General features: G+C 71.6%; 20 protein-coding genes and 1 pseudogene. 9 read left to right on the forward strand and 12 right to left on the reverse strand.

All coding sequences use genetic code 11. From position 1 onward, the window contains the following. Position 1: 1 nt before the first annotated feature. Genes pth through H3H34_RS09480 form a run of 3 tightly spaced genes read left to right on the forward strand, consistent with a single transcriptional unit; the run spans position 2 to position 2,671 of the window. Complete coding sequence (gene pth, locus H3H34_RS09470; protein ID WP_194745044.1) at positions 2–577, forward strand: aminoacyl-tRNA hydrolase; 576 nt, start codon at positions 2–4, stop codon at positions 575–577. Between the two features lie 13 nt (positions 578–590). Continuing rightward, complete coding sequence (gene ychF / locus H3H34_RS09475) at positions 591–1,691, forward strand: redox-regulated ATPase YchF (RefSeq protein ID WP_194745045.1); 1,101 nt, start codon at positions 591–593, stop codon at positions 1,689–1,691. Between the two features lie 41 nt (positions 1,692–1,732). Then, positions 1,733–2,671, forward strand: coding sequence for a cation diffusion facilitator family transporter (locus H3H34_RS09480; RefSeq protein ID WP_194745046.1), 939 nt, complete (start codon positions 1,733–1,735; stop codon positions 2,669–2,671). Positions 2,672–2,686: 15 nt separating this feature from the next. Here the strand turns inward: H3H34_RS09480 and H3H34_RS09485 are convergent, their stop codons facing one another. The 5 genes from H3H34_RS09485 to glmM all read right to left on the reverse strand — a co-directional run bounded on the left by H3H34_RS09485 (position 2,687) and on the right by glmM (position 8,782). Further along, a complete protein-coding gene (locus tag H3H34_RS09485; RefSeq protein WP_194745047.1) occupies positions 2,687–4,762 on the reverse strand; it encodes a TonB-dependent receptor in 2,076 nt (691 codons plus the stop codon). Between the two features lie 80 nt (positions 4,763–4,842). Continuing rightward, positions 4,843–5,901 carry a site-specific DNA-methyltransferase gene (locus H3H34_RS09490; protein ID WP_194745048.1) on the reverse strand — a complete coding sequence of 353 codons (1,059 nt, stop codon included), beginning with the start codon at positions 5,899–5,901 and terminating at the stop codon, positions 4,843–4,845. Positions 5,902–6,079: 178 nt separating this feature from the next. Beyond that, entirely contained in the window at positions 6,080–6,643 is a 564-nt protein-coding gene (locus tag H3H34_RS09495) for a ribonuclease HII (protein ID WP_328831762.1), read from the reverse strand. A 7-nt stretch (positions 6,644–6,650) separates the two neighbouring features. Further along, entirely contained in the window at positions 6,651–7,427 is a 777-nt protein-coding gene (gene thiD / locus H3H34_RS09500; protein ID WP_328831765.1) for a bifunctional hydroxymethylpyrimidine kinase/phosphomethylpyrimidine kinase, read from the reverse strand. A 17-nt stretch (positions 7,428–7,444) separates the two neighbouring features. Beyond that, positions 7,445–8,782 carry a phosphoglucosamine mutase gene (gene glmM, locus H3H34_RS09505; RefSeq protein ID WP_194745051.1) on the reverse strand — a complete coding sequence of 446 codons (1,338 nt, stop codon included), beginning with the start codon at positions 8,780–8,782 and terminating at the stop codon, positions 7,445–7,447. A 69-nt stretch (positions 8,783–8,851) separates the two neighbouring features. Here glmM and H3H34_RS09510 point away from each other — a divergent pair, with 69 nt between their 5' ends. Continuing rightward, positions 8,852–9,595, forward strand: coding sequence for a sulfite exporter TauE/SafE family protein (locus H3H34_RS09510; RefSeq protein ID WP_194745052.1), 744 nt, complete (start codon positions 8,852–8,854; stop codon positions 9,593–9,595). Here the strand turns inward: H3H34_RS09510 and H3H34_RS09515 are convergent. Further along, a complete protein-coding gene (locus H3H34_RS09515) occupies positions 9,584–10,333 on the reverse strand; it encodes a PEPxxWA-CTERM sorting domain-containing protein (protein WP_194745053.1) in 750 nt (249 codons plus the stop codon). The two genes, H3H34_RS09510 and H3H34_RS09515, sit on opposite strands and share 12 nt — an antisense overlap. Positions 10,334–10,583: 250 nt before the next feature. Here H3H34_RS09515 and ilvD point away from each other — a divergent pair, with 250 nt between their 5' ends. Beyond that, positions 10,584–12,299, forward strand: coding sequence for a dihydroxy-acid dehydratase (ilvD, locus tag H3H34_RS09520; RefSeq protein WP_194745054.1), 1,716 nt, complete (start codon positions 10,584–10,586; stop codon positions 12,297–12,299). Positions 12,300–12,526: 227 nt separating this feature from the next. Continuing rightward, positions 12,527–13,261: a PEPxxWA-CTERM sorting domain-containing protein gene (locus H3H34_RS09525; RefSeq protein WP_194745055.1), complete on the forward strand. Its 735-nt coding sequence runs from the start codon at positions 12,527–12,529 to the stop codon at positions 13,259–13,261. A 69-nt stretch (positions 13,262–13,330) separates the two neighbouring features. Here the strand turns inward: H3H34_RS09525 and H3H34_RS13340 are convergent. The 3 genes and pseudogenes from H3H34_RS13340 to H3H34_RS09540 all read right to left on the reverse strand — a co-directional run. Then, positions 13,331–14,074 (reverse strand): annotated as a pseudogene (locus tag H3H34_RS13340) (DUF3011 domain-containing protein); the annotation flags it as partial. Positions 14,075–14,095: 21 nt separating this feature from the next. Then, on the reverse strand, positions 14,096–14,344 hold the full coding sequence (locus H3H34_RS09535) for a hypothetical protein (RefSeq protein ID WP_194745056.1): 249 nt from the start codon (positions 14,342–14,344) through the stop codon (positions 14,096–14,098). Further along, complete coding sequence (locus tag H3H34_RS09540; protein ID WP_194745057.1) at positions 14,341–14,781, reverse strand: hypothetical protein; 441 nt, start codon at positions 14,779–14,781, stop codon at positions 14,341–14,343. The genes H3H34_RS09535 and H3H34_RS09540 overlap by 4 nt, the downstream gene beginning before the upstream one ends. A gap of 536 nt (positions 14,782–15,317) precedes the next feature. Between H3H34_RS09540 and H3H34_RS14020 the strand changes: the two genes are divergently transcribed. Continuing rightward, positions 15,318–15,659, forward strand: a complete 342-nt coding sequence (locus H3H34_RS14020) for a helix-turn-helix domain-containing protein (protein WP_194745058.1) — start codon at positions 15,318–15,320, stop codon at positions 15,657–15,659. Here the strand turns inward: H3H34_RS14020 and H3H34_RS09550 are convergent. From H3H34_RS09550 to H3H34_RS09560, 3 genes are read right to left on the reverse strand one after another with little or no spacing between them, the layout of a single operon-like run. After that, complete coding sequence (locus H3H34_RS09550; protein WP_194745059.1) at positions 15,620–15,877, reverse strand: DUF3253 domain-containing protein; 258 nt, start codon at positions 15,875–15,877, stop codon at positions 15,620–15,622. The genes H3H34_RS14020 and H3H34_RS09550 overlap by 40 nt on opposite strands. Further along, on the reverse strand, positions 15,862–17,166 hold the full coding sequence (locus H3H34_RS09555) for an APC family permease (RefSeq protein ID WP_194745060.1): 1,305 nt from the start codon (positions 17,164–17,166) through the stop codon (positions 15,862–15,864). The genes H3H34_RS09550 and H3H34_RS09555 overlap by 16 nt, the downstream gene beginning before the upstream one ends. Positions 17,167–17,169: 3 nt before the next feature. Continuing rightward, positions 17,170–17,628 carry a (2Fe-2S)-binding protein gene (locus H3H34_RS09560; RefSeq protein WP_194745061.1) on the reverse strand — a complete coding sequence of 153 codons (459 nt, stop codon included), beginning with the start codon at positions 17,626–17,628 and terminating at the stop codon, positions 17,170–17,172. A 35-nt stretch (positions 17,629–17,663) separates the two neighbouring features. Between H3H34_RS09560 and H3H34_RS09565 the strand changes: the two genes are divergently transcribed. Further along, complete coding sequence (locus H3H34_RS09565; RefSeq protein ID WP_194745062.1) at positions 17,664–18,482, forward strand: crotonase/enoyl-CoA hydratase family protein; 819 nt, start codon at positions 17,664–17,666, stop codon at positions 18,480–18,482. Between the two features lie 162 nt (positions 18,483–18,644). Continuing rightward, the gene (gene coxB, locus H3H34_RS09570) at positions 18,645–19,568 is read left to right on the forward strand and encodes a cytochrome c oxidase subunit II (protein ID WP_235945654.1); all 924 of its coding nucleotides are present in this window, start codon (positions 18,645–18,647) and stop codon (positions 19,566–19,568) included. Positions 19,569–19,575: the final 7 nt, after the last annotated feature.

The raw sequence follows: 19,575 nt of genomic DNA on the forward strand, positions 1-19,575 counted from the left end.
CGTGCGCCTGTTCGCCGGGCTGGGGAACCCCGGCCCGGCCTACGCGCACCACCGCCACAACGTCGGCTTCATGGCGGTCGATGCCATCCACGCCGCGCACGGCTTCCCGGCCTGGCGCGCGCGCTTCGAGGGCCATGCCAGCGAGGGGCGCCTTGGGTCCACGCGCGTCATGCTCCTGAAGCCGATGACCTTCATGAACGAGAGCGGGCGGAGCGTGGGCCAGGCAGTGCGCTACCTGAAGCTCGACGCCGGAGACGTCACCGTCTTCCACGACGAGCTCGACCTTGCGCCCTTCCAGGTCCGTGTGAAGGCAGGCGGCGGAACGGCCGGTCACAATGGGCTGAAGTCCATCGCCGCCCACATCGGGCCGGACTTCGTGCGCGTGCGCATCGGCATCGGCCACCCCGGCCATCGCGACCGCGTGACGCCGCACGTGCTCGGCAACTGGGCGAAGGCGGAGGAAGGGCAGCTCGCCGCCCTCCTCGACGACATCGCCGCGCTCGCACCGCTCCTCGCCGAGGGAGATGCCGTGCGCTTCATGAACGACCTGGCGCTCCGCCAGGGCCGGGCCGCCTGACACGGAGGGGGCAATGGGGTTCCGCTGCGGCATCGTCGGTCTTCCGAACGTGGGGAAGTCCACGCTCTTCAACGCGCTGACCGAGACGGCGGCGGCCGAGGCCGCCAACTACCCCTTCTGCACCATCGAGCCCAACGTCGGCCAGGTGGCCGTGCCCGACCCGCGGCTCGAGACCATCGCGCGGATCGCCGGCTCGGCGCGGGTGGTGCCGACGAGCCTTGCCTTCGTCGACATCGCCGGCCTCGTGCGCGGAGCGTCGAAGGGCGAGGGGCTCGGCAACCAGTTCCTCGCCAACATCCGCGAGGTGGACGCGATCGTCCACGTGCTGCGCTGCTTCGAATCAGCCGACATCACCCACGTCGAGGGCCGGGTGGACCCGCTCGCGGACGCCGAGACGGTCGAGACCGAGCTCATGCTCGCCGACCTCGAGAGCCTCGAGCGCCGCGTGCCTACGCTCCAGAAGAAGGCGCAAGCCGGAGACAAGGAGGCGAAGGCGGCAGCCCGCATCCTCGCCGAAGCGCTCGAGCTGCTCCGCGCGGGCAGGCCGGCGCGCCAGGCCGTTCCCCGCGACGCGGATGAGGCGCGGCACCTTGCGCAGGCCCAGCTGCTCACCGCCAAGCCGGTGCTCTATGTCTGCAATGTCGAGGAAGCGGCTGCTGCAAGCGGCAACGCCCATGCAGCGCGTGTCGAGGCAAAGGCGCGGGCCGAGGGCGCCGGCTGCGTCACCGTCTCGGCGGCGATCGAGGCCGAGATCGCGACCCTCCCCCCGGAAGAGCGGGCGGCCTTCCTCGCCGACCTGGGCCTTGCCGAGACCGGCCTCGCCCGCGTCATCCGCGCCGGCTACGATCTCCTTGGCCTCGTCACCTTCTTCACGGCAGGGCCGAAGGAAGCGCGCGCCTGGACGGTGCGCCGCGGCGCAACGGCGCCCGAGGCGGCGGGCGTCATCCACAGCGACTTCGAGGCGAAGTTCATCCGCGCCGAGGTCATCGCCTACGACGACTATGTCACGCTCGGCGGCGAGGCTCGCGCCCGCGAGGCCGGAAGGCTGCGCGCGGAAGGCAAGGCCTATGTGGTGCAGGACGGCGACGTGATCCACTTCCTCCACGGCGGCTGAGCCGCCATGGAGGCCGCCGGGGTCAGGCGGGGGAGCCGCGGATGGTCTCGATCACCCGGGTCATGCGGCTGCGCTCGGAGCTCGAGGCGCGGCTGCTGCGCGCCTCGGTGCTGGCGACCCTCCTCATCGCGCTGCTCGGCATCGGCATGGGCTTCCTCGCGAACTCGACGGCGATCGTGTTCGACGGCGTGTTCTCGCTCATCGACGCGGCCGTCACCTGGCTCACCCTCGTGGTTGCCCGGCTGATCCCGGCAGGCGGCAACCGACGCTTCCAGTTCGGCTTCTGGCACCTCGAGCCGCTCGTCATCGGGCTCAAGGCGAGCCTCCTCCTGCTTGCCGTCGGCTACGCGCTCGCGGCCTCGGTCGCGGCCATCCTCCGCGGCGGCTACCTGCCCGACTTCGGGCTCGGGCTCGCCTATGCGGCTGCCGTGGCGCTCATCTGCTTCGTCATGTGGGGGTGGATGCGGCGCGAGGCCGAGCGGATCGACTCGGGGCTCGTCCGGCTCGACGTCACCGCCTGGCTCATGTCGGGCCTCATCACCGCCACCCTGCTTGCCGCCTTCGCGACCGCGCTTCTCGTCGAGGGCACGCCGCTCCAGTGGCTCGCACCCTATGCCGACCCGGCCATCCTCGCCGTGCTCGCCCTTCTCCTCCTGCCGATGCCGCTTGGCGAGGCGCGCGCGGCCTTCCTCGAAATCTTCGCCGTGGTCCCGCCAGCGCTCGACGAGGCGGTGCGCTCGGCCGTCGGCCGGGTGGTGGAGGGCCGGGGCTTTCCCGCCTTCGAGACGCACATCGAGAAGTCGGGCCGCGCGCTCTTCGTCGAGGTGGTGCTCCTTGCCCCGCCCGACATGGCCCCAACCGTCGGCGAGGTGGACCGGCTGCGCACCGCCATGGACGCGGCGGTGGCCGACGCAACCGGAGTCGCGCGCGCGGACCTCTGGCTCACCCTCGAGCTGACCGCCGACCCGCAGCAGCTCTGAGCCGGTTCGCGCAGGTCAGAAGCTGACGCGGGCGGACAGGCGCACGTCGCGCCCCGCGAGCGGGGCGAAGTCCTTGATGGCACTCGCGTGGCGGCGGGCATCGGCGTTGGTCAGGTTGTTCGCCTGCACGAGGAGGAGGGACCGGCTCTCCCGCCCCCATGGCTTCCAGCCGACCGAGAGGTTGAGCATGGTCCAGGCATCGGTCGGCCGTTCGAAGGCCGCCACCCGCTCCTGCGCGGTCGCGTGCTCCACCTCGATCCGGCCGGTGAAGAGGCCGTGATCGGCCTCAAGCCCGGCCAGCACGCGCAACGGCGGGATCTGCGGCACCGGGCCTCCGCCGGAGAGCGTCGCCCGCACCCAGTCGGCAAGGAACGTGCCGCGCAGCTCGGTGCTGCCGAAGCGCGCCAGCCTGAGCTCGCCATCCAGCTCGAAGCCGGTGAAGCGCGCCCGATCCTCGCCAAAGGCGAAGACCGGCAGCCCGTCCTCCTCGTCGCCGGTGGGGCTCAGGAAGATGAAGTTGCCAAAGCGGCTGTGGTAGACGGCGAGATCGGCCCGCCAGCCCTCTCCCCGGCCGCGCAAGGTGGCCTCGACCCCGTTCGACCGCTCCCTGGCAAGCGTCGGGTCCCCGACCTCGAAGGCCTGGGTGGCGAAGTGCGGGCCATCCGCGAGCAGCTCCTCGGCGGCCGGCGCGCGCTCGGCATGGGTGAAGGCGACGCCGGCCCGGAGCCTCGGGCCGACCGGCACGGAGGCGCCGACGGAAGCGGAGAAGGCGTTGAAGCCGCGGTCGAACCCGACTGCCTCCGAGCGGACCTCGCTGCGCTCGTAGCGGCCAGAGACCTCCGCCCGCAGCGCCCCGAGGTCGAACTCCTGGAGCGTGAACAGCCCGAACTGCCGCGTGCGGTTTTCGGGGATGTAGGCCTCCTCGCCCCGGGCATCGAGCCGGCGGGACAGGAACTGGACACCGCTCGCGCCCTTCCAGCCTCCCGCCTCGCGCTGCACCAGCTCGAGGCGCATCTCGCCGGCCTTGGAGGCGAAGGTGGTGCCGATCTCGCCCATGTCCTCGATCTCGTCGTGCACATAGTCGGCAAAGCCGCCCCGCAGGCGCACGCGCTCGAGGAACCCCTGCCCGAGCGCCGCATCGAGGCGGAGGTCGACGCGAGTCTGGCGCATGTCGAGGCTGATGTCCTCGTGCGCGTGGTGGTGCTCGTGCTCGTGATGGTGGTCGTGATGGTGGTCGTGGCCGAGCGCGAGCCGGTTGGGCACGCCGTAGCGGCTCTCGAGCCTGGTGACCGAGACGCCGACAGAGGAGTCGCTGGCGAAGAACCAGGTGGCGCCGCCCGCCACGTCCCAGGTCTTCGCCTGGCTGTTGGGCAGACGGCTGCGCAGATTGAACTCCTCCGGGTCGAGGCCCGCGGCGGCGGCTTCCTCGCGGACGGCGCGCGAATAGACGAACCCGCCAACCGCCAGGTCGCGCACGTCGAGGAAGCTCCCGTCGACATGCACGACGAACCGGGGCGCAACCGCGACATCGAGGCTGCCGGCAAGCGTCGCCTCCTTGGCGGCGCTGGCAAAGCCGCCGAGCGCATCGACGTGGAACCCGGCCTCGGGCACCCCGCGCGGGATGCGCCGGTCGAGGCTGTTGACCACCCCGCCGATCGCAGACGAGCCGTACAGAAGCACCTCGGGCCCGCGGATGACCTCGATCCGGTCGGCAGCGAACGGCGAAAGGGCCACCGCATGGTCGACGCTGGTGTTCGAGACGTCGAAGCTGCCGATGCCGTCGGTGAGCACACGAACCCGCTCGCCCTGGAGGCCGCGAAGCACCGGCCGCGCGGCATTGGGGCCGAAGTAGGTGGAGGACACGCCCGGCAGGCGGGCGAGCGTCTCGCCGAGCGTCGGGCGCGTCTCGCGCGCAAGCGGCGTGCCGGCAAGGATCGAGACTCCCGAGAGCACGAAGAAGGTCTCGCGCGGATAGGGCGCCGTCACCACGATCTCGGGGTTCGAGTCCACGTGGGTGTCGGCCGGCGGCGCCTCCCCGGCAGCAGCCGGGAGCGCGAGGCCCATGGCAGTGGCAAGCAGGACAGCCCGCATCGCATCCTCCGCGTGATGGTGAACGCGGGCTCGGTAGATGAGACGTTGTAACAAGACAAGCGGGCCCGAGCCCGCTCCCGTCAGTCCCCGGTCGCAGCGCGGAGCTCCGCGCGGAGCGCATCGATGGGCACCAGCGTGCCCCGCCGCTCGACGTGCCAGAAGGTCCAGCCGTTGCACGACGGCAGGCCCTGGACTGCCGCCCCCACCTGGTGGATGGACCCGGTCCGCCCCCCTTCGAGGGTAAGGCTGCCATCGGCCCGGACCCGGGCGCGGAACCGCCGGCGCGGGCAGACCAGCGTGTCGCCGGGCTTGAGCCGCCCCGTCTCGACCAGCGCGCCGAACGGCACCCGCCGCGCCGCGCGCGCCTCGGCGGTGACCGCGCGGTCGGCGGGCGGCAGGGGTGCGACCGCCTCGATCCTGGCACGAGCGAGCTCGGCGTAGCCGGGTTCGCGTTCGATGAGGAGGAACCGGCGGCCAAGCCGCTTCGCGACCGCCCCCGTCGTCCCGGTGCCGGCGAAGGGGTCGAGCACCAGGTCCCCCTCCCGCGTGGTGGCCAAAAGCACCCGCTGGAGCAGCGCCTCGGGCTTCTGGGTGGGGTGCGCCTTCTGCCCCGCGCGCTTCACCCGCTCGGCTCCGGTGCAGATGGGAAGCCACCAGTCGGAGCGCATCTGCACGCCCTCGTTGAGGGCCTTCATCGCCTGGTAGGCGAAGAAGGGCCGGGACTGCTTCGAACGCGCTGCCCAGATGAGCGTCTCGTGCGCGTTGGTGAAGCGCGTGCCGCGGAAGTTCGGCATCGGGTTCGCCTTGAGCCAGACGATGTCGTTCAGGATCCAGTAGCCAAGATCCTGAAGCGCGGCGCCCACGCGGAAGATGTTGTGGTAGGTGCCGATGACCCACAGCGCCCCGTCGGGCTTCAGCACCCGGCGCACCTCCCGGAGCCAGGCGCGGGTGAAGGCGTCATAGGCGGCAAAGCTTTCGAACCGGTCCCACGCATCGGTCACGGCGTCGACCTCGCTGCCGTCCGGCCGGACGAGGTCGCCGCCGAGCTGGAGGTTGTAGGGCGGGTCGGCGAAGACGAGGTCGACGGACTCGGGCGCCAGCCGCGCCATCTCCGCCACGCAGTCGCCGGTGATGATCATGCCTGCCCCCGCCTTCCGTCGAACGGCCCCCAGAACGCTGCAACGGCGCGGAATCCGCAGTCAAGTCATGCGGTTCCGGCACTATCCCCAGCCGGAGTCTCGCCCGCTCGCCCGAGCGCTACGGCTTGAGTCCCCATGGCAGGAACGGCCCCTACATCTGGGGTGTTGCGGGGAAGACTCAGATCCTGAGAAACTTGGCGACGGGCGCGAAGCTCCGGCGGTGGGCGGCGCACGGCCCGAGCCGGGCGAGCGCCGCCAGATGCGCTGCGGTGCCATAGCCCTTGTGGGCGGCGAAGCCATAAGGGGGGTGCAGGGCGTCGAGCGCCACCATCAGGGCATCGCGGGCCACCTTGGCAACGATCGAGGCAGCGGAGATGGCGGGCTCAGACGCATCGCCGCCGACGACCGTCCGCACGGGGGCGGCAAGCGGTGGCGCACGGTTGCCGTCGACGAGGACGAGGTCGGGCGGGCCCGAGCGGGCGGCAAGCGCATGGACGGCCCGGGCCATGGCGAGAAGCGTGGCCTCGAGGATGTTGAGCCGGTCGATCTCGGCAACCGACGCGCTGCCCAGCGCGACCTGCCCGCCTGCGCGGACCGCGCGGTCGAGCTCAAAGCGCCGTGCGGGCGAGAGGGTCTTGGAATCGGCGAGACCCGGGATGTCGGCGAAGAGGAGCACGGCAGCGGCCACCACCGGCCCGGCGAGCGGGCCGCGCCCCACCTCGTCGACGCCGAAGACCCTCACGAGCCCCTCACGCCGGCACCAGCCGCCAGTTGTGCCCGAGCGGCCCGTGCCCGGCCCCGAGGCCGGGCGCATGCGCGATCGCCTCGGCCACGAAGCTGCGCGCAAGCACGACCGCCTCGGCAAGCGGCCGGCCCTGGGCCAGCCCGGTCGCCAGCGCGCTCGCCAGCGTGCAGCCGGTGCCGTGGGTGTGGCGCGTCAGGATCCTGGGGCTCGTGAACCGGCGGGCGCCGTCGCGGGTCACGAGCCAGTCGGCCACCTCGGCGCCCTCGAGGTGGCCCCCCTTGGCCAGCACGGCACGCGCGCCGGCGGCCAGCAGCTCCTGGGCGGCGAGGACGAGGTCGGCCTCGTCGGCGACCTCGGCGCCGGCCAGCACCTCGAGTTCGGGGGCGTTCGGCGTGACGACGGCCGCCATCGGTAGCAGCCGCGACGCAAGCGCCGCCACGGCTTCGGGCGCAAGAAGGGGCGCGCCGCCCTTGGCCACCATGACGGGATCGAGCACCACCGGCCCGGCGAACCCCTCGAGCGCATCGGCAACCGCCCCGATGGTCGCGGCATCGCCCAGCATGCCGATCTTGACCGCGTCGGCGCCGATGTCGGCGAGCACCGCGCGCACCTGCGCCGCGACGATCTCGGGCGGCACCGGGTGGATGGCGGCGACGCCGCGGGTGTCCTGCACGGTCACGGCCGTGACCGCGGTTGCCGCATAGGCCCCGAGCAGCGTGATGGTCTTGATGTCGGCCTGGAGACCCGCCCCGCCGCCGGAGTCCGACCCGGCGATCGTCAATACGCGCGCCGGCATGCTCAGGCCGCTGCCCTGACTGCCTCGCACACGTCCTCGACCGCGCGGGCGACCAGCGCCTCGTCATCCGCCTCGGCCATCACCCGAATCACGGGCTCGGTGCCCGACGGCCGGACGAGGAGACGGCCGCGCGTACCGAGCTCCGCCTCGGCCCGGGCGATCGCGGCCTTGACGCGCGGGTCCTCGAGCGGCCGGCCCCGCTCGAAGCGGACGTTCTTCAGGAGCTGGGGCACCGGGTCGAAGAGGTGGAGCACCTCGCTTGCCGGCCGCGCTTGCGCCACCAGCACCGCGAGCACCTGGAGCGCGGCGACGAGGCCGTCGCCCGTCGTTGCATGGTCGGCGAGGATCATGTGCCCCGACTGCTCGCCGCCGAGGTTGCAGCCGCGCGCACGCATCTCGGCGAGCACGTGCCGGTCTCCGACCGGCGTGCGGACGAGCCCGAGCCCGAGCCCCGCCAGATGCCGCTCGAGGCCGAGATTCGACATGACGGTCGCGACCACCGCGCCCCCCCGCAGCTGCCCGGCGCTCGCGAGCGAACGGGCGATGAGCGCAAGGATCTGGTCGCCATCGACGATGCGCCCGCGCTCGTCGACGAGAATGAGGCGGTCGGCATCGCCATCGAGCGCGATCCCGATGTCGGCGCCGCTTGCCGTCACCGCGGCGGCGAGCTCCTCGGGGTGGGTCGAGCCGCAGCCGTCGTTGATGTTGAGGCCGTTGGGTTCCACCCCGAGCGTCACAAGCTCGGCGCCGAGCTCCCAGAGCGCCTCGGGGGCGACGCGATAGGCCGCACCATTGGCGCAGTCGAGCGCCACTTTCAGCCCGTCGAGCCGGGCGCCTTCGGGAAAGCTCGCCTTGACGGCGTGGATGTAGCGGCCGCGGGCGTCGTCGATGCGCCGGGCCCGGCCGATGGCCTGGTGCTGCGCGCGCGGGAGCTCCGCCTCGATCAGGGCCTCGATCGCCTCCTCGTCGGCATCCGAGAGCTTGTAGCCGTCGCGCCCGAACAGCTTGATGCCGTTGTCGTGGAAAGGGTTGTGGCTGGCCGAGATCATGACGCCGAGGTCGGCACGCATCTCGCGCGTGAGCATGGCGACTGCGGGCGTCGGCAGCGGGCCCACCTGTACCACGTCCATGCCGACCGAGGTGAACCCCGCCGTCAACGCCTGCTCGAGCATGTAGCCCGAGAGCCGCGTGTCCTTGCCGATGAGCACGCGGTGGCGGTGCCCGCCGTTCAGGAAGCGGGTGCCGGCGGCCTGGCCCACCTTGAGCGCCAGCTCGGGGGTCAGCCGGTCGCCGTTGGCAAGCCCCCGGATGCCATCGGTGCCGAAATAGCGCTTCCCCATGCGGCTCTCCGCCTCTAGCCGGGCGCCGCGATAGCCCGGCACGGGGCCGAGCGGCAAGGCGGGGGGACGATGGGGAGCCTGGAGAGCGCGTGGATCCTGCTGCTGGCCGGCCTGTGGGCGGGCCTTCAGAACGCGCTCGCCGGCGGCGGCTCGTTCGTGACGCTGCCTGCCCTCATGCTGACCGGGCTCGACGCGCGCGTGGCCAACCTCACGTCGACCGTCGCGCTCTTCCCCGGCCAGATCACGACCGCGCTTGCCAACCGCCGTCTGACCGGGCCCGTGGGCGCCACCGGCTTCGGCGTGCTGCTTGCCATCAGCCTCGGCGGTGGCGCGTTCGGCGCCTGGCTCCTCCTCAAGACACCCACCGCCCTGTTCGCGGCCATGCTGCCCTGGCTGGTGCTCGCCGCCACCCTCCTCTTTGCGCGCGGCGCCTTCGGCCGGCCGGTCTCCGCCGCCCATCTCGGCAGGGGGCCGGTGCTGGCCGCCCAGTCGCTCGTCTCGGTCTACGGCGGCTATTTCGGCGGCGGCATCGGCTTCCTCATGCTCGCGCTCTTCACGCTGGCCGGGGCCACGGTCAAAGCAGCGCAGGCCAACAAGAATGCGTTTGCCGCCGCCATGAACCTCGCTGGCGCGGCCGTCTTCGCCGCCTCGGGCGAAGTGGCCTGGGCACCCGCGCTCGTCCTCGGCGCAGCCTCGATGGCGGGCGGCTATCTCGGCGCCCGCCTCATCGCCCATGTGCCCGACCGCGCGGTCAAGCTCCTCGTCGTCGGGATCGGCATCGCCCTGTTTGCCGGCCTGCTGCTACGCGGCTGACAGGCGGCGGCGGCGTAGGCTGGTGCCCAGCAGCCCGAAGCCGGCAACCAGCATCGCCCAGGTCGCCGGCTCGGGGATCGGCGGCGCACTGCGGTAGAGGATCTGCCACCGCACGTTCGCGACCGCATCCGCAGCGAAGCTCGTCCCGCCACTGGAGGAGAGGTTGCCAAACTGGAAGAAGGACATGGTGTAGGTCTGGCCGCCCACCAGCGGCACGCTGAACGTGCCCGAGCCGCTTGGATCGGAGAGATCGCCGCCATAGGGCCCGAAGGGCATGTCGTCATCTCCGTAGAGCGGCTGCAGGCCGAACGTCATGCCCGAGGCCACGATCTCGTAGCTCCCGGTGAACACGCCGTCGGCCGTGGCGATGAAGCGGTATGTCCAGTTCGGCCGCAGCGTGTTGGTCTCGAACCAGAAGTACACTAGGTCATCCGATTCCAGGTTCCAGCCCCACACCAGGCCGAACCACCCCTCGGTCGGAGAGGTCCAGCCCGCGATCCCGCTGGCAACGGCCCAACCGCTGGCCGGGTCCTCGCTCGCTTCGGCAAAGGCGCGGATGGAAAGCGTGGCAAGCGATGGCCCGGTGCTGGCCGCGTCGGAATCCGTGCCGGTCGCCGTGCCCACGGATGCCTGCGTACCCACCTGCATAGAGCCGCTGATCGGCGTTGCCGCAATCGCGGGAGCGGCGCCCGCGAGCGCTGCGGCAAGGGCAAGAGAGATGTTACGAAGACCGGGCATCTGCACCTCCAGAACTGACCGACCGAAGCTGATTCGAACCGGCCTGCCCCAAGCGCAGCAAGAAACATGCCAAGTCGCTCCTCTTCGGAAATCCAAAGGGTTAGAGGGATCGCATCCCGCAGGTTTGTCAAAAAACTTGACACGCGCGACTGGCCATCGCGGCTGCCGCAGGCGTGGCCCCGCGCGGCCGGGGCTTGACGAGGCCCCGGTCCCGGCGAACAGCAGCCGAAACAGGCCCGCGGGAGACCCCATGCCGTTCGACAAGTCGAAGCTTCCCAGCCGCCATGTCAGCCTGGGGCCCGCCAAGGCCCCGCACCGCAGCTACTACTACGCCATGGGCATGACGGCCGAGGAGATCTTGCGCCCCTTCGTCGGCCTGGTCTCGGCCGGCAACGACAGCGCGCCCTGCAACACCGCGCTCGACGCCCAGGCCGACATTGCGCGCGAAGGCGTGATCGAGGCCGGCGGCACCCCGCGCCGCTTCAACACCATCACCGTCACCGACGGCATCGCCATGGGCCACCAGGGCATGAAGGCGAGCCTCGTTTCCCGCGAGGTCATCGCAGACTCGATCGAGCTTTCGGTCCGCGGCCACTGCTACGACGCGCTCGTCGGCTTCGCCGGCTGCGACAAGAGCCTGCCGGGCATGATGATGGCGATGCTCCGCCTCAACGTGCCCTCGGTCTTCGTCTATGGCGGCTCCATCCTCCCCGGCCGCTTCGAGGACCGCGACGTGACGATCAAAGACGTGTTCGAGGCGGTCGGCGCCCATGCCGCGGGCACCTGCCCGCTGCAGCGGCTCGAGGCGCTCGAGCGCGTCGCCTGCCCCGGCGATGGCGCCTGCGGCGGCCAGTTCACCGCCAACACCATGGCCTGCGTGGCGGAAGCCATCGGCCTCTCGCTCCCCAACTCGAACATGGCGCCGGCCCCCCACGAGAGCCGCGCCGACATCGCCCGCGCCGCCGGCCGCGCGGTGATGCACCTCCTCGAGCGAAACATCCGCCCCCGCGAAATCTGCGACGTGCGGGCGTTCGCGAACGCCGCCCGGGTCGTTGCTGCAACCGGCGGCTCGACCAACGCGGCGCTGCACCTTCCCGCCATGGCCAACGAGGCCGGCATCCGCTTCACGCTGGCCGACGTGGCCGAAATCTTCCGCACCACTCCCTGGCTCGCCGATCTCCAGCCCGGCGGCCGTTTCGTGGCGAAGGACATGCACGCCGCCGGCGGCGTCTACATGGTGATGAAGACCCTGCTCGAGGCCGGCCTCCTCCACGGCGACTGCCTGACCGTCACCGGGCGGACGGTCGCCGAGAACCTCGCCGACATCCGCTGGAACCCCGACCAGGAGGTGATCCGGCCCGCATCGCACCCGCTGTCGCCCACCGGCGGCGTGGTCGGCCTCTGGGGCAGCCTCGCGCCCGATGGCGCCATCGTGAAGGTGGCCGGCATGACCAACCTCCGCTTCGAGGGGCCGGCGCGCTGCTTCGACAGCGAGGAGGAGGCCTTCGCGGCCGTCGAGCGCCGCGACTACCGCGAGGGCGAGGTCCTCGTGATCCGCTACGAGGGGCCGAAGGGCGGCCCCGGCATGCGCGAGATGCTCTCGACCACTGCCGCCCTCTACGGCCAGGGCATGGGCGACCGGGTGGCGCTGGTCACCGACGGCCGCTTCTCGGGCGCAACGCGCGGCTTCTGCATCGGCCATGTCGGTCCCGAGGCAGCCGACGGCGGCCCGATCGCCCTCGTCGAGGACGGCGACCTCATCCGGATCGATGCCGAGGCCGGCACGATCGACCTCCTCGTCGACGAGGCAACCCTTGCCGACCGCCGCAGCCGCTGGAGCCCCCGCGCCCACGCCTACCAGTCGGGCGCGCTCTGGCGCTATGCGAAGACGGTGGGGCCGGCGCATCTCGGCGCCGTCACCCACCCCGGTGCCGCGGCTGAGACGCACTGCTTCGCCGACATCTGACCCTCCGGGCCGGCCGGCGCGAGACGCGCCAGCGGGGCGAAGAGGCGTCAGCCTCTGTTGCAGAATTCTTTCAGGTCTCGCTGCCTGTCAAAAAACTTGACAGGCCGCGGGCCAAGTTCTCGGCTAAGCCTCTGAGAACGCGACACCGTGACATGTGGCACGCGCCTTGCATAAGTCAAGTCGGGCGGGGCGTTCCCTGCCCGATTGTGTCAAGAGGAGAGGTCACCATGCAGTCACGCCTGCTTGCGCTTGGCCTTGCCGGTCTTGTCGCCGCGCCGGCATCGGCCACCATCGACTGGACAACGTGGCACAGCGTTGTCACGACCCCATTCTATGTCACCACCGCAACCGGCACCGTCGGCGGCGTCAACGTCACCTACGGGAAGATCCTCGGCGGCGCCTTCGGCGAGATCGGCTACGCCCAGTGCACCACCTGCGCGCCCGACGGCAACGACTACTGGCGCGTGGGCGGCAGCCCGTTCGCGGCCTATGACGCGCTCCCGAACCTGCCGCTCAACAACCACCTGCTCGCCCCAAGCTCGCGCACGATCTACGAGCTCAAGTTCGACCGCAACATCAGCGAGCTCTACATGCTGGTGGTGAGCCTGGGGGACTTCTTCCCCACGGCGTGGCTGTTCAGCGACCCCTTCACCATCATCGACGAAGGCACCGGCTTCTTCGGCATCGGCACGCTCAACCCGTTCGTGGTGTCGCCCAACATCGCCGGGTTCAACTGGCATGGCGTGCTGCGGTTCGTCTTCCCCACGCCCACATCGTCCCTCACGATGGACGTGGTGGCCCCCGAGGATCTCCCGCTCTGGTCGGGCTTCACCATCGGCATCCCCTCGGCATCCCCGCCGCCCCCGGTGATCCCCGAGCCGGCGACATGGGCGATGCTGATTGCGGGCTTCGGCATCGTCGGCTCGGCGCTCCGGCGCCGGCGCAGCCTCGCGGCCGCCTGAGCTGCCGCCGCGCCCCCCGTTCCCGCGTTGCCGGCCCGACGACGCGGAGACGGGGGGCAGCCGCAGGCGTCAGCTGACGTCGAAGACGCGGACCCGGCTGCCGCTCGCCACGCAGTCCATCCGCATCTGCCGGCGGTGGTCGGGCCAGACCTTGGTGAGGAGCGCCTGGTGGCGCCACGCGCCATCGGGCTGACGGCGCGAGGAGATGACCCGGTCGAGCCGGACGCTGCTGCCTCCCGTCGCCCCCACCTGGCGCGCCGCCTCGGCGAGGCAGGCCCGGGCCTCGGTGCGGGACGCGCCCGGGAACTGGGTCAGGCTCGCCTGGAGCTGGGCTGGCGGACCCTTGCCATGCTCCGCCGACTTGCCGGCGGCCACCAGCGCGGCGATGAGGCCGCCCGCCACGAGCCCGCCGGCCACGGCTGCGCCGGAACCGCCATGGCCATGCGGCTGCGACGGCTGCTCCCACGAGCCGCCGCTGCCCCCGAAGCCCTGCGGATAGAAGCTGCCGACGCCGTAGGCGAACACCCCGTCGCAGCCTTCGCGCACCCGGATGCCGCCGCGCTCGACGCGCCAGGTCTGGCCCTCGACGCAGCCGGAGGAGGAGAGCTGGCGCACGAGCGTCGCCCGGCCCTGGGTGCGGGCGCGGCACAAGCGTTCGCGGAAGTTGTCGGAGGCGCAGCGCAGCTCGCCGGCGAAGCCCTGGTCCTGCCAGCTGCCGCCGCTGCCACCCCAGCTGCCGCCCCGGCTGCCCCCGGAGCCACCGAAGCCGCCGCAGGAGACCCGGAACAGCCCGGCGCAGCCGGCATCGACCCAGAGCGTCGTGCCTCCCCAGCCTCAGCTCTGCCCTTCGGCGCAGACGGCCCGGCTGTCCTGCCGCACCAGGGTGACCGAGGCGGCCCCGGCGGGGATGCGGCAGTTGGTGCGCGACATGCCCCGCGAGGCGCAGGAGACGGTGCGGTCCGACTGGGCGTGCACAGCCGTGGCCCCGAGGGATGCGAGAAGGGCCGGGGCAGGCACGAGCTGGCCTCCGGCAAGGGCGGCCGCTGCAACGGCGCCCACGACGGGACGGAAGGGTATCGTCACGCGCGCCTGTCTCCTGTCCGGTCCTGGCACGATCGAGTTCCTGGCTGGGCCTGCATCTCGAGCAGGGTCTGCCGCATCGTCCGCGAGGCGGCCGCCACCTGCCTGCGCTGGGCCGGCGTCATCCGCGCGAAGGCTTCGAGCTCGGCGTCGCGCATCCGGTTGATCCGGAGTGTCTCGATGGCCTTCTCCGTCTCGATCGCCCGGACAAGTCGCGCCCGGTCGACCGGATCCTGCTCGAGCGCTGCAAGCTTCTCGTCCCGCGCCCCCTGCAGGAGGGTTGCGAAGGTGCTCGCGTCCGCCTTCTGCCCGGCCTCGACCATGTTGCGGGTGGTCTCGGCATCGAGCCCCATGAGGCCCCTGGGCGGCGTGGCGGTCTCGGCGGAAAGCGGCGCGGCGGCCGCGACCAGGGCGGGAAGAAGGAACCTCGGAAGCGCCATGACAGTCTCCAATCCCATCGGCGGCTTGCCGGCTGCGCGTTGCGCCGTTGTCAGGCCGCCCGGCGCTCGTGGCAGCCCCTGGGCTGCCAGACCGTTCGGAACCGGAGGATTGGGCGTTGGCAATGGAACGGTTGGACGTGCGCGCCGTCGTCGGCCGGGGCCTCTGGCTCGCCAGCGAGACCGAGGCCGTCCGCGAGGCCGTGTTCGATGCCATGACGCTGCGGCGATACGTCCGGTGCGAGCGCATCTACGACCCCCAAGGGCGGGCCGACAGGGCTTTTCGGTATCGCGGCGGGAACCGTCCGGCTCGAGATTGCCGCCGGCCTGGAGGATCCCGGGCTCTTCGCCCTTGCCACGCCCGGGTTCGTGCTCGCCAACCTGACGCCGCCGGCCGGGCTTGCCAGCGCGGTCACCGCCGTGGCGGGCAACGCCTGACTTCTCCTCGCCCTGCCCTCGGCCAGGCTCGCCACCCTCGTGCGCGAGTTGCCGGCGTCGAGGGCGCGCTCACGCGGCTCGCCACCCTCAATCTCTGGACGGTGCTCCGGATCGTCTCGACGCTGCGTCGCCAGTGCAACCTCGAGCGGCTGGCCGATCTCCTCGTCACCCTTGCCGGCGCCGATCTCGCCGACGGCTGGCGGATCGAGGTGCCGCAGGCCGACCTCGCCGCGATGGCGGCTCTCGGCCGGACGACCCTCGTCGGCACGCTCCGCCAGCTCGAGGAGATGGGGCTCGTGGCGGTGAAGTACCGCGGCATTGTCCTTCGCGATGCCGCCGCCCTCGTCGCGCTGCGCGATGGTGCGGCCGGCGATGCCCCGGCCCGGTGCCGCCGCCCAGGCGGCTACGCGGACGGCGACGGGCGCGGAAGCCCGATCCGGTAGGCACCCCGAGGGTCTTCCACCGGCACGCCGCGCCGGGTGAGACGGACCTTGCCGGCAGTGGCGAGCGCGCGGGCGGCGGCGTGGATTGCGGGCAGGGCGGCGCGCCAGTCGGCCGGAGAGAGGAGACGGGCGGCGTCGGTGGGGCAGATGGTGGCGCCCGGCTTCCGAGCGGCGAGCGCCCGGCGGATGGCCTCCTCGGGGCTCAGCGGCGCCACCACACGAACGCGGCGGCCAGGGCGACGGCACCGAGCGCAAGGCCGCTGTTCCGCGGGTCCTCCCAGCTGACCGCGACGAGCAGCGCCGTGTTGGCGAGGAGCGCGAGCAGGGCGGGCAGCGGGTAGAACGGCATCCGGACCGGGCGCGGCAGCTCCGGCGCCGTCCGCCGCAGCCGGATGAGGGTGAGGATGAGCGCGATCTCGATCAGGATCCGCAAGGGCGCGTTGATGGCGACGATGGCGAGGTAGGCGCCCGAGGCGGCAAGCGCCACGCCGCCCAGCATGGTGACGGTAAGCGCCACCCGCGGCGAGCCGCCGGGAGCGACGCGGGCAAGCGGGGCGGGCAGCGCGCCGTCGCGCGCCATGGCGAAGGCGCCGCGGCTGTGGGTCATGAGCCGCAGATTGACCGAGGCGGCAACCGACAGCGCGCCGAACGCGGCAACCGCAAGCCCGCCATTCGGCCCGAAGGCCCTGACCGCTCCTTCGGCGAGCGCGAGCGGCGAGGCGGCCATCTCCTCGACCGTCAGCACCCGCAGGAGCGCGATGTTGATGAGGATGTAGAGCCCGGCCACCACGGCGAGACCGCCGAACACCGCGCGGGCCACGTTGCGCGCGGGGTTCTTGAGCTCCTCGCCGACATAGATGGGCGTCTGGTACCCGGTGTAGCTGTTGTGGATGGCGCGCATGGCAAGGGCAAGCGCGGCAAGCCCCAGCGCTGCGCCCGGCGCCTCCGACGGCGGCGGCTGCGGCACGGCAGGAGCGAGGAGCAGGCCGACGAGGATGAGGGCCAGCGCCACGCCCTTGGCCCCAGAGAGCAGGGTCTGGGCGAAGCCGTTGGTGCGCGTGCCGGTCCAGTTGAGGACGAAGGCGGCGAGCACGAGGGCAACGGCGATGAGGCCGAGCGGCCGGTCGGCAAACAGGCCGGCGCGCTGCAGGAACTCGGCGAAGGCAACCGCCAGGAAGGCCAGCGTCGACATGCCATTGAACCAGTCAGCCCAGCCCACCAGTGCTCCAGCCCGGGGCCCGAGGCCACGGGAGACGAGCGCATAGGGGCCGCCGGCGCGCGGCAGGCTCGCGCCCAGCTCGACGACGGTGAAGGCATTGACGGCCGCCATGATGGCGCCCGCGACCCAGAGCGAGACGATGACGACCGGGTCCCCCACGGCGCCGGCCACCACGCCCGGCTGGCGGAGGATGCCCGCACCAATGACGCCGCCGACGACGGTTGCAAGACCGAAGGCAAGCCCGAGGACGCGAAGGAGCTGGCCCGCCGGCCGGGCCGGAGCCTCCAAGGCTCAGCCCGCCCGGGCGAGCTCGGCGGCGCGGAGGATGGCCTCCTCGATGCGCGGATAGGTGCCGCAACGGCACAGGTTGGTGATGACCTGCCGCACCTCGTCGCGGGTCGGTCTCGGATTCGCCTTGAGAAGGGCCGCAGCCGCCATGATCATGCCCGACTGGCAGTAGCCGCACTGCGGCACCTGCAGCTCGAGCCAGGCGCGCTGCACCGGGTGCGAGCGGTCCGGCGAGAGGCCCTCGATCGTGGTCACGAACGTGCCTTCGAGCTCGCCGATGGTGACCTGGCAGGAGCGGACCGGCTCGCCGTCCACGTGCACCGTGCAGGCGCCGCACAGGCCCGCGCCGCAGCCATATTTGGTGCCAGTCAGGTTCGAGGCGTCGCGCAGCGCCCACAGCAGCGGCGTGTCGGCGGCGAGCTCGTACTTGACGGGGTTGCCGTTCACCGTGAAGCGCGTCATGCGCCTGCCCCTAGGATTGGCGCGCGAGGGACGCAATGACCTACACCACCTTCACCTACGCGGTTTCCGACCACATCGCCCACATCGAGCTCTGCCGGCCCGAGGCGCTCAACACCATGACCAGGGCCTTCTGGGACGAGCTGCCGGCCGCCTTCGCCGAGATCGATTCGAACCCCGAGATCCGCGCCGTCGTCATCTCGTCCACTGGCCGGCACTTCACCGCCGGGCTCGACCTCAACTGGGCGGGCGGCACCGAGGCGCTTGCCCATCCCGACCTCGGCCGGGCGCGCGAGCGGCTGCGCCGTCACGTGAAGCACATGCAGGAGACGTTCAACGCGGTGGACCGCTGCCGGGTGCCCGTCATCGCCGCCGTCCACGGCGGCTGCGTCGGCGGCGGGGTGGACTTCATCACCGCCTGCGACATCCGGGTCGCCAGCAAGGACGCCTTCTTCACGATCCAGGAAGTGAACATCGCCATCGTCGCTGACGTCGGCACGCTCCAGCGCATCCCCTACCTGCTGCCGCAGGGCCTGGTGCGCGAGCTCGCCTACACCGGCCGCCGCTGGCCAGCCGCCGAGGCTCTGCGGTTCGGCTTCGTCAACAGCCTGCACGAGACCCGCGAGGACGCAATCGCGGCCGCGTTTGCCATGGCGCGCGAGATCGCTTCGAAGAGCCCGCTCGCGATTGCCGGCATCAAGCAGGTGCTGAACGCCGGCCGTGACCTGACGATCGACCAGGGCCTTGAGTATGTCGCGGTCTGGAACGCGGCGATGCTCCAGGGCGAGGACATGCGCAAGGCCATCCTCGCCCAGATGCGCAAGGAAACGGCCTCGTTCGACAATCTCGCCGCCTGACCGCGGCAGCGCTGCACCTGCCCCGGGGTCTCCGCCTGTGCATGGCTGCCCTGCATGGCTGCCATGGCCTGGCTTCGGTGTCGCAGCGAACCGGCTTTGCCTTGTGACGGGGGTTCCGCCCGCATATAGCCGGGCGGGGATGACGAGATGATGAGAGGTCGGATGCGATTGCTGAGCGCCGCCACGCTGGCGGTTCTTTCCTCCGCGGGCGGCGCCGCCCAGGCGCAGGAACTTCCCGCGCCCGAGATGGCCAATCTTCCCGCAGCAGCCGAAGCGGTCGCCGCCACCTACACCCCACTCCGGCCGGAGCCCGGCATGGGCCAGCCCACCCCCTGGGGGATCGACATCCTGCCGCAGGTGACGCCCATCGGCGAGGAAGCGCTGCGGATGGTGCACTGGCTCCTCAACCCGGTGATGCTCGGCATCTCGGCGCTGGTCTTCGCGCTCCTCGTCTGGACCGTGCTGCGCTACCGGGCTGGAGCCAACCCGGTGCCCGCCACCTTCTCGCACAACGTGCGCCTCGAGGTGACGTGGACTCTCATCCCGGCGCTCATCCTCGTCATCATCGCGGTGCCGAGCTTCCGGCTGCTCGCCAACCAGTATGATCCGCCCAAGGCCGATCTCACCATCAAGGTCACGGGCTACCAGTGGTACTGGGGCTACGAGTATCCGGACCATGGGGGCATCAGCTTCGACGCGGTGATGGTGAACCGGGAAGAGGCCGACAAGCGGGGCGCGCCCTATCTCCTTGAGACCGACAATCGCGTCGTCGTGCCGGCCGGCAAGACGGTGAAGCTGCTCATCACGGCCGCAGACGTGCTGCACAGCTGGGCGCTGCCGTCCTTCTGGGTCAAGATGGACGCGGTGCCCGGCCGCATCAACGAGACCTGGTTCAAGGTGGACCGGCCGGGCGTGTACTACGGTCAGTGCTCGGAGCTCTGCGGCACCAAGCACGGCTTCATGCCCATCACCGTCGAAGTGGTGCCTGAGGAGCAGTTCAACGCCTGGGTCGCAAAGATGCAGGCCGAGCAGGGCATCACGCCGGCCGAGACCGCTGCCGTTTCCACCCCCGATCCCGCCGCCTGAGACGAGG

This window comes from Thermaurantiacus tibetensis, from assembly GCF_015354055.1.
Taxonomy (GTDB): domain Bacteria; phylum Pseudomonadota; class Alphaproteobacteria; order Sphingomonadales; family Sphingomonadaceae; genus Thermaurantiacus; species Thermaurantiacus tibetensis.

Bases quoted from the DNA above. Each gene is read 5' to 3' on its own strand.
- ychF (WP_194745045.1), top strand. From the start codon at position 591: ATGGGGTTCCGCTGCGGCATCGTCGGTCTTCCGAACGTGGGGAAGTCC.
- H3H34_RS09480 (WP_194745046.1), top strand. From the start codon at position 1,733: ATGGTCTCGATCACCCGGGTCATGCGGCTGCGCTCGGAGCTCGAGGCG.
- H3H34_RS09485 (WP_194745047.1), bottom strand. From the start codon at position 4,762: ATGCGGGCTGTCCTGCTTGCCACTGCCATGGGCCTCGCGCTCCCGGCT.
- H3H34_RS09490 (WP_194745048.1), bottom strand. From the start codon at position 5,901: ATGATCATCACCGGCGACTGCGTGGCGGAGATGGCGCGGCTGGCGCCC.
- glmM (WP_194745051.1), bottom strand. From the start codon at position 8,782: ATGGGGAAGCGCTATTTCGGCACCGATGGCATCCGGGGGCTTGCCAAC.
- H3H34_RS09510 (WP_194745052.1), top strand. From the start codon at position 8,852: ATGGGGAGCCTGGAGAGCGCGTGGATCCTGCTGCTGGCCGGCCTGTGG.
- H3H34_RS09515 (WP_194745053.1), bottom strand. From the start codon at position 10,333: ATGCCCGGTCTTCGTAACATCTCTCTTGCCCTTGCCGCAGCGCTCGCG.
- ilvD (WP_194745054.1), top strand. From the start codon at position 10,584: ATGCCGTTCGACAAGTCGAAGCTTCCCAGCCGCCATGTCAGCCTGGGG.
- H3H34_RS09525 (WP_194745055.1), top strand. From the start codon at position 12,527: ATGCAGTCACGCCTGCTTGCGCTTGGCCTTGCCGGTCTTGTCGCCGCG.
- H3H34_RS09540 (WP_194745057.1), bottom strand. From the start codon at position 14,781: ATGGCGCTTCCGAGGTTCCTTCTTCCCGCCCTGGTCGCGGCCGCCGCG.
- H3H34_RS09560 (WP_194745061.1), bottom strand. From the start codon at position 17,628: ATGACGCGCTTCACGGTGAACGGCAACCCCGTCAAGTACGAGCTCGCC.
- H3H34_RS09565 (WP_194745062.1), top strand. From the start codon at position 17,664: ATGACCTACACCACCTTCACCTACGCGGTTTCCGACCACATCGCCCAC.
- coxB (WP_235945654.1), top strand. From the start codon at position 18,645: ATGCGATTGCTGAGCGCCGCCACGCTGGCGGTTCTTTCCTCCGCGGGC.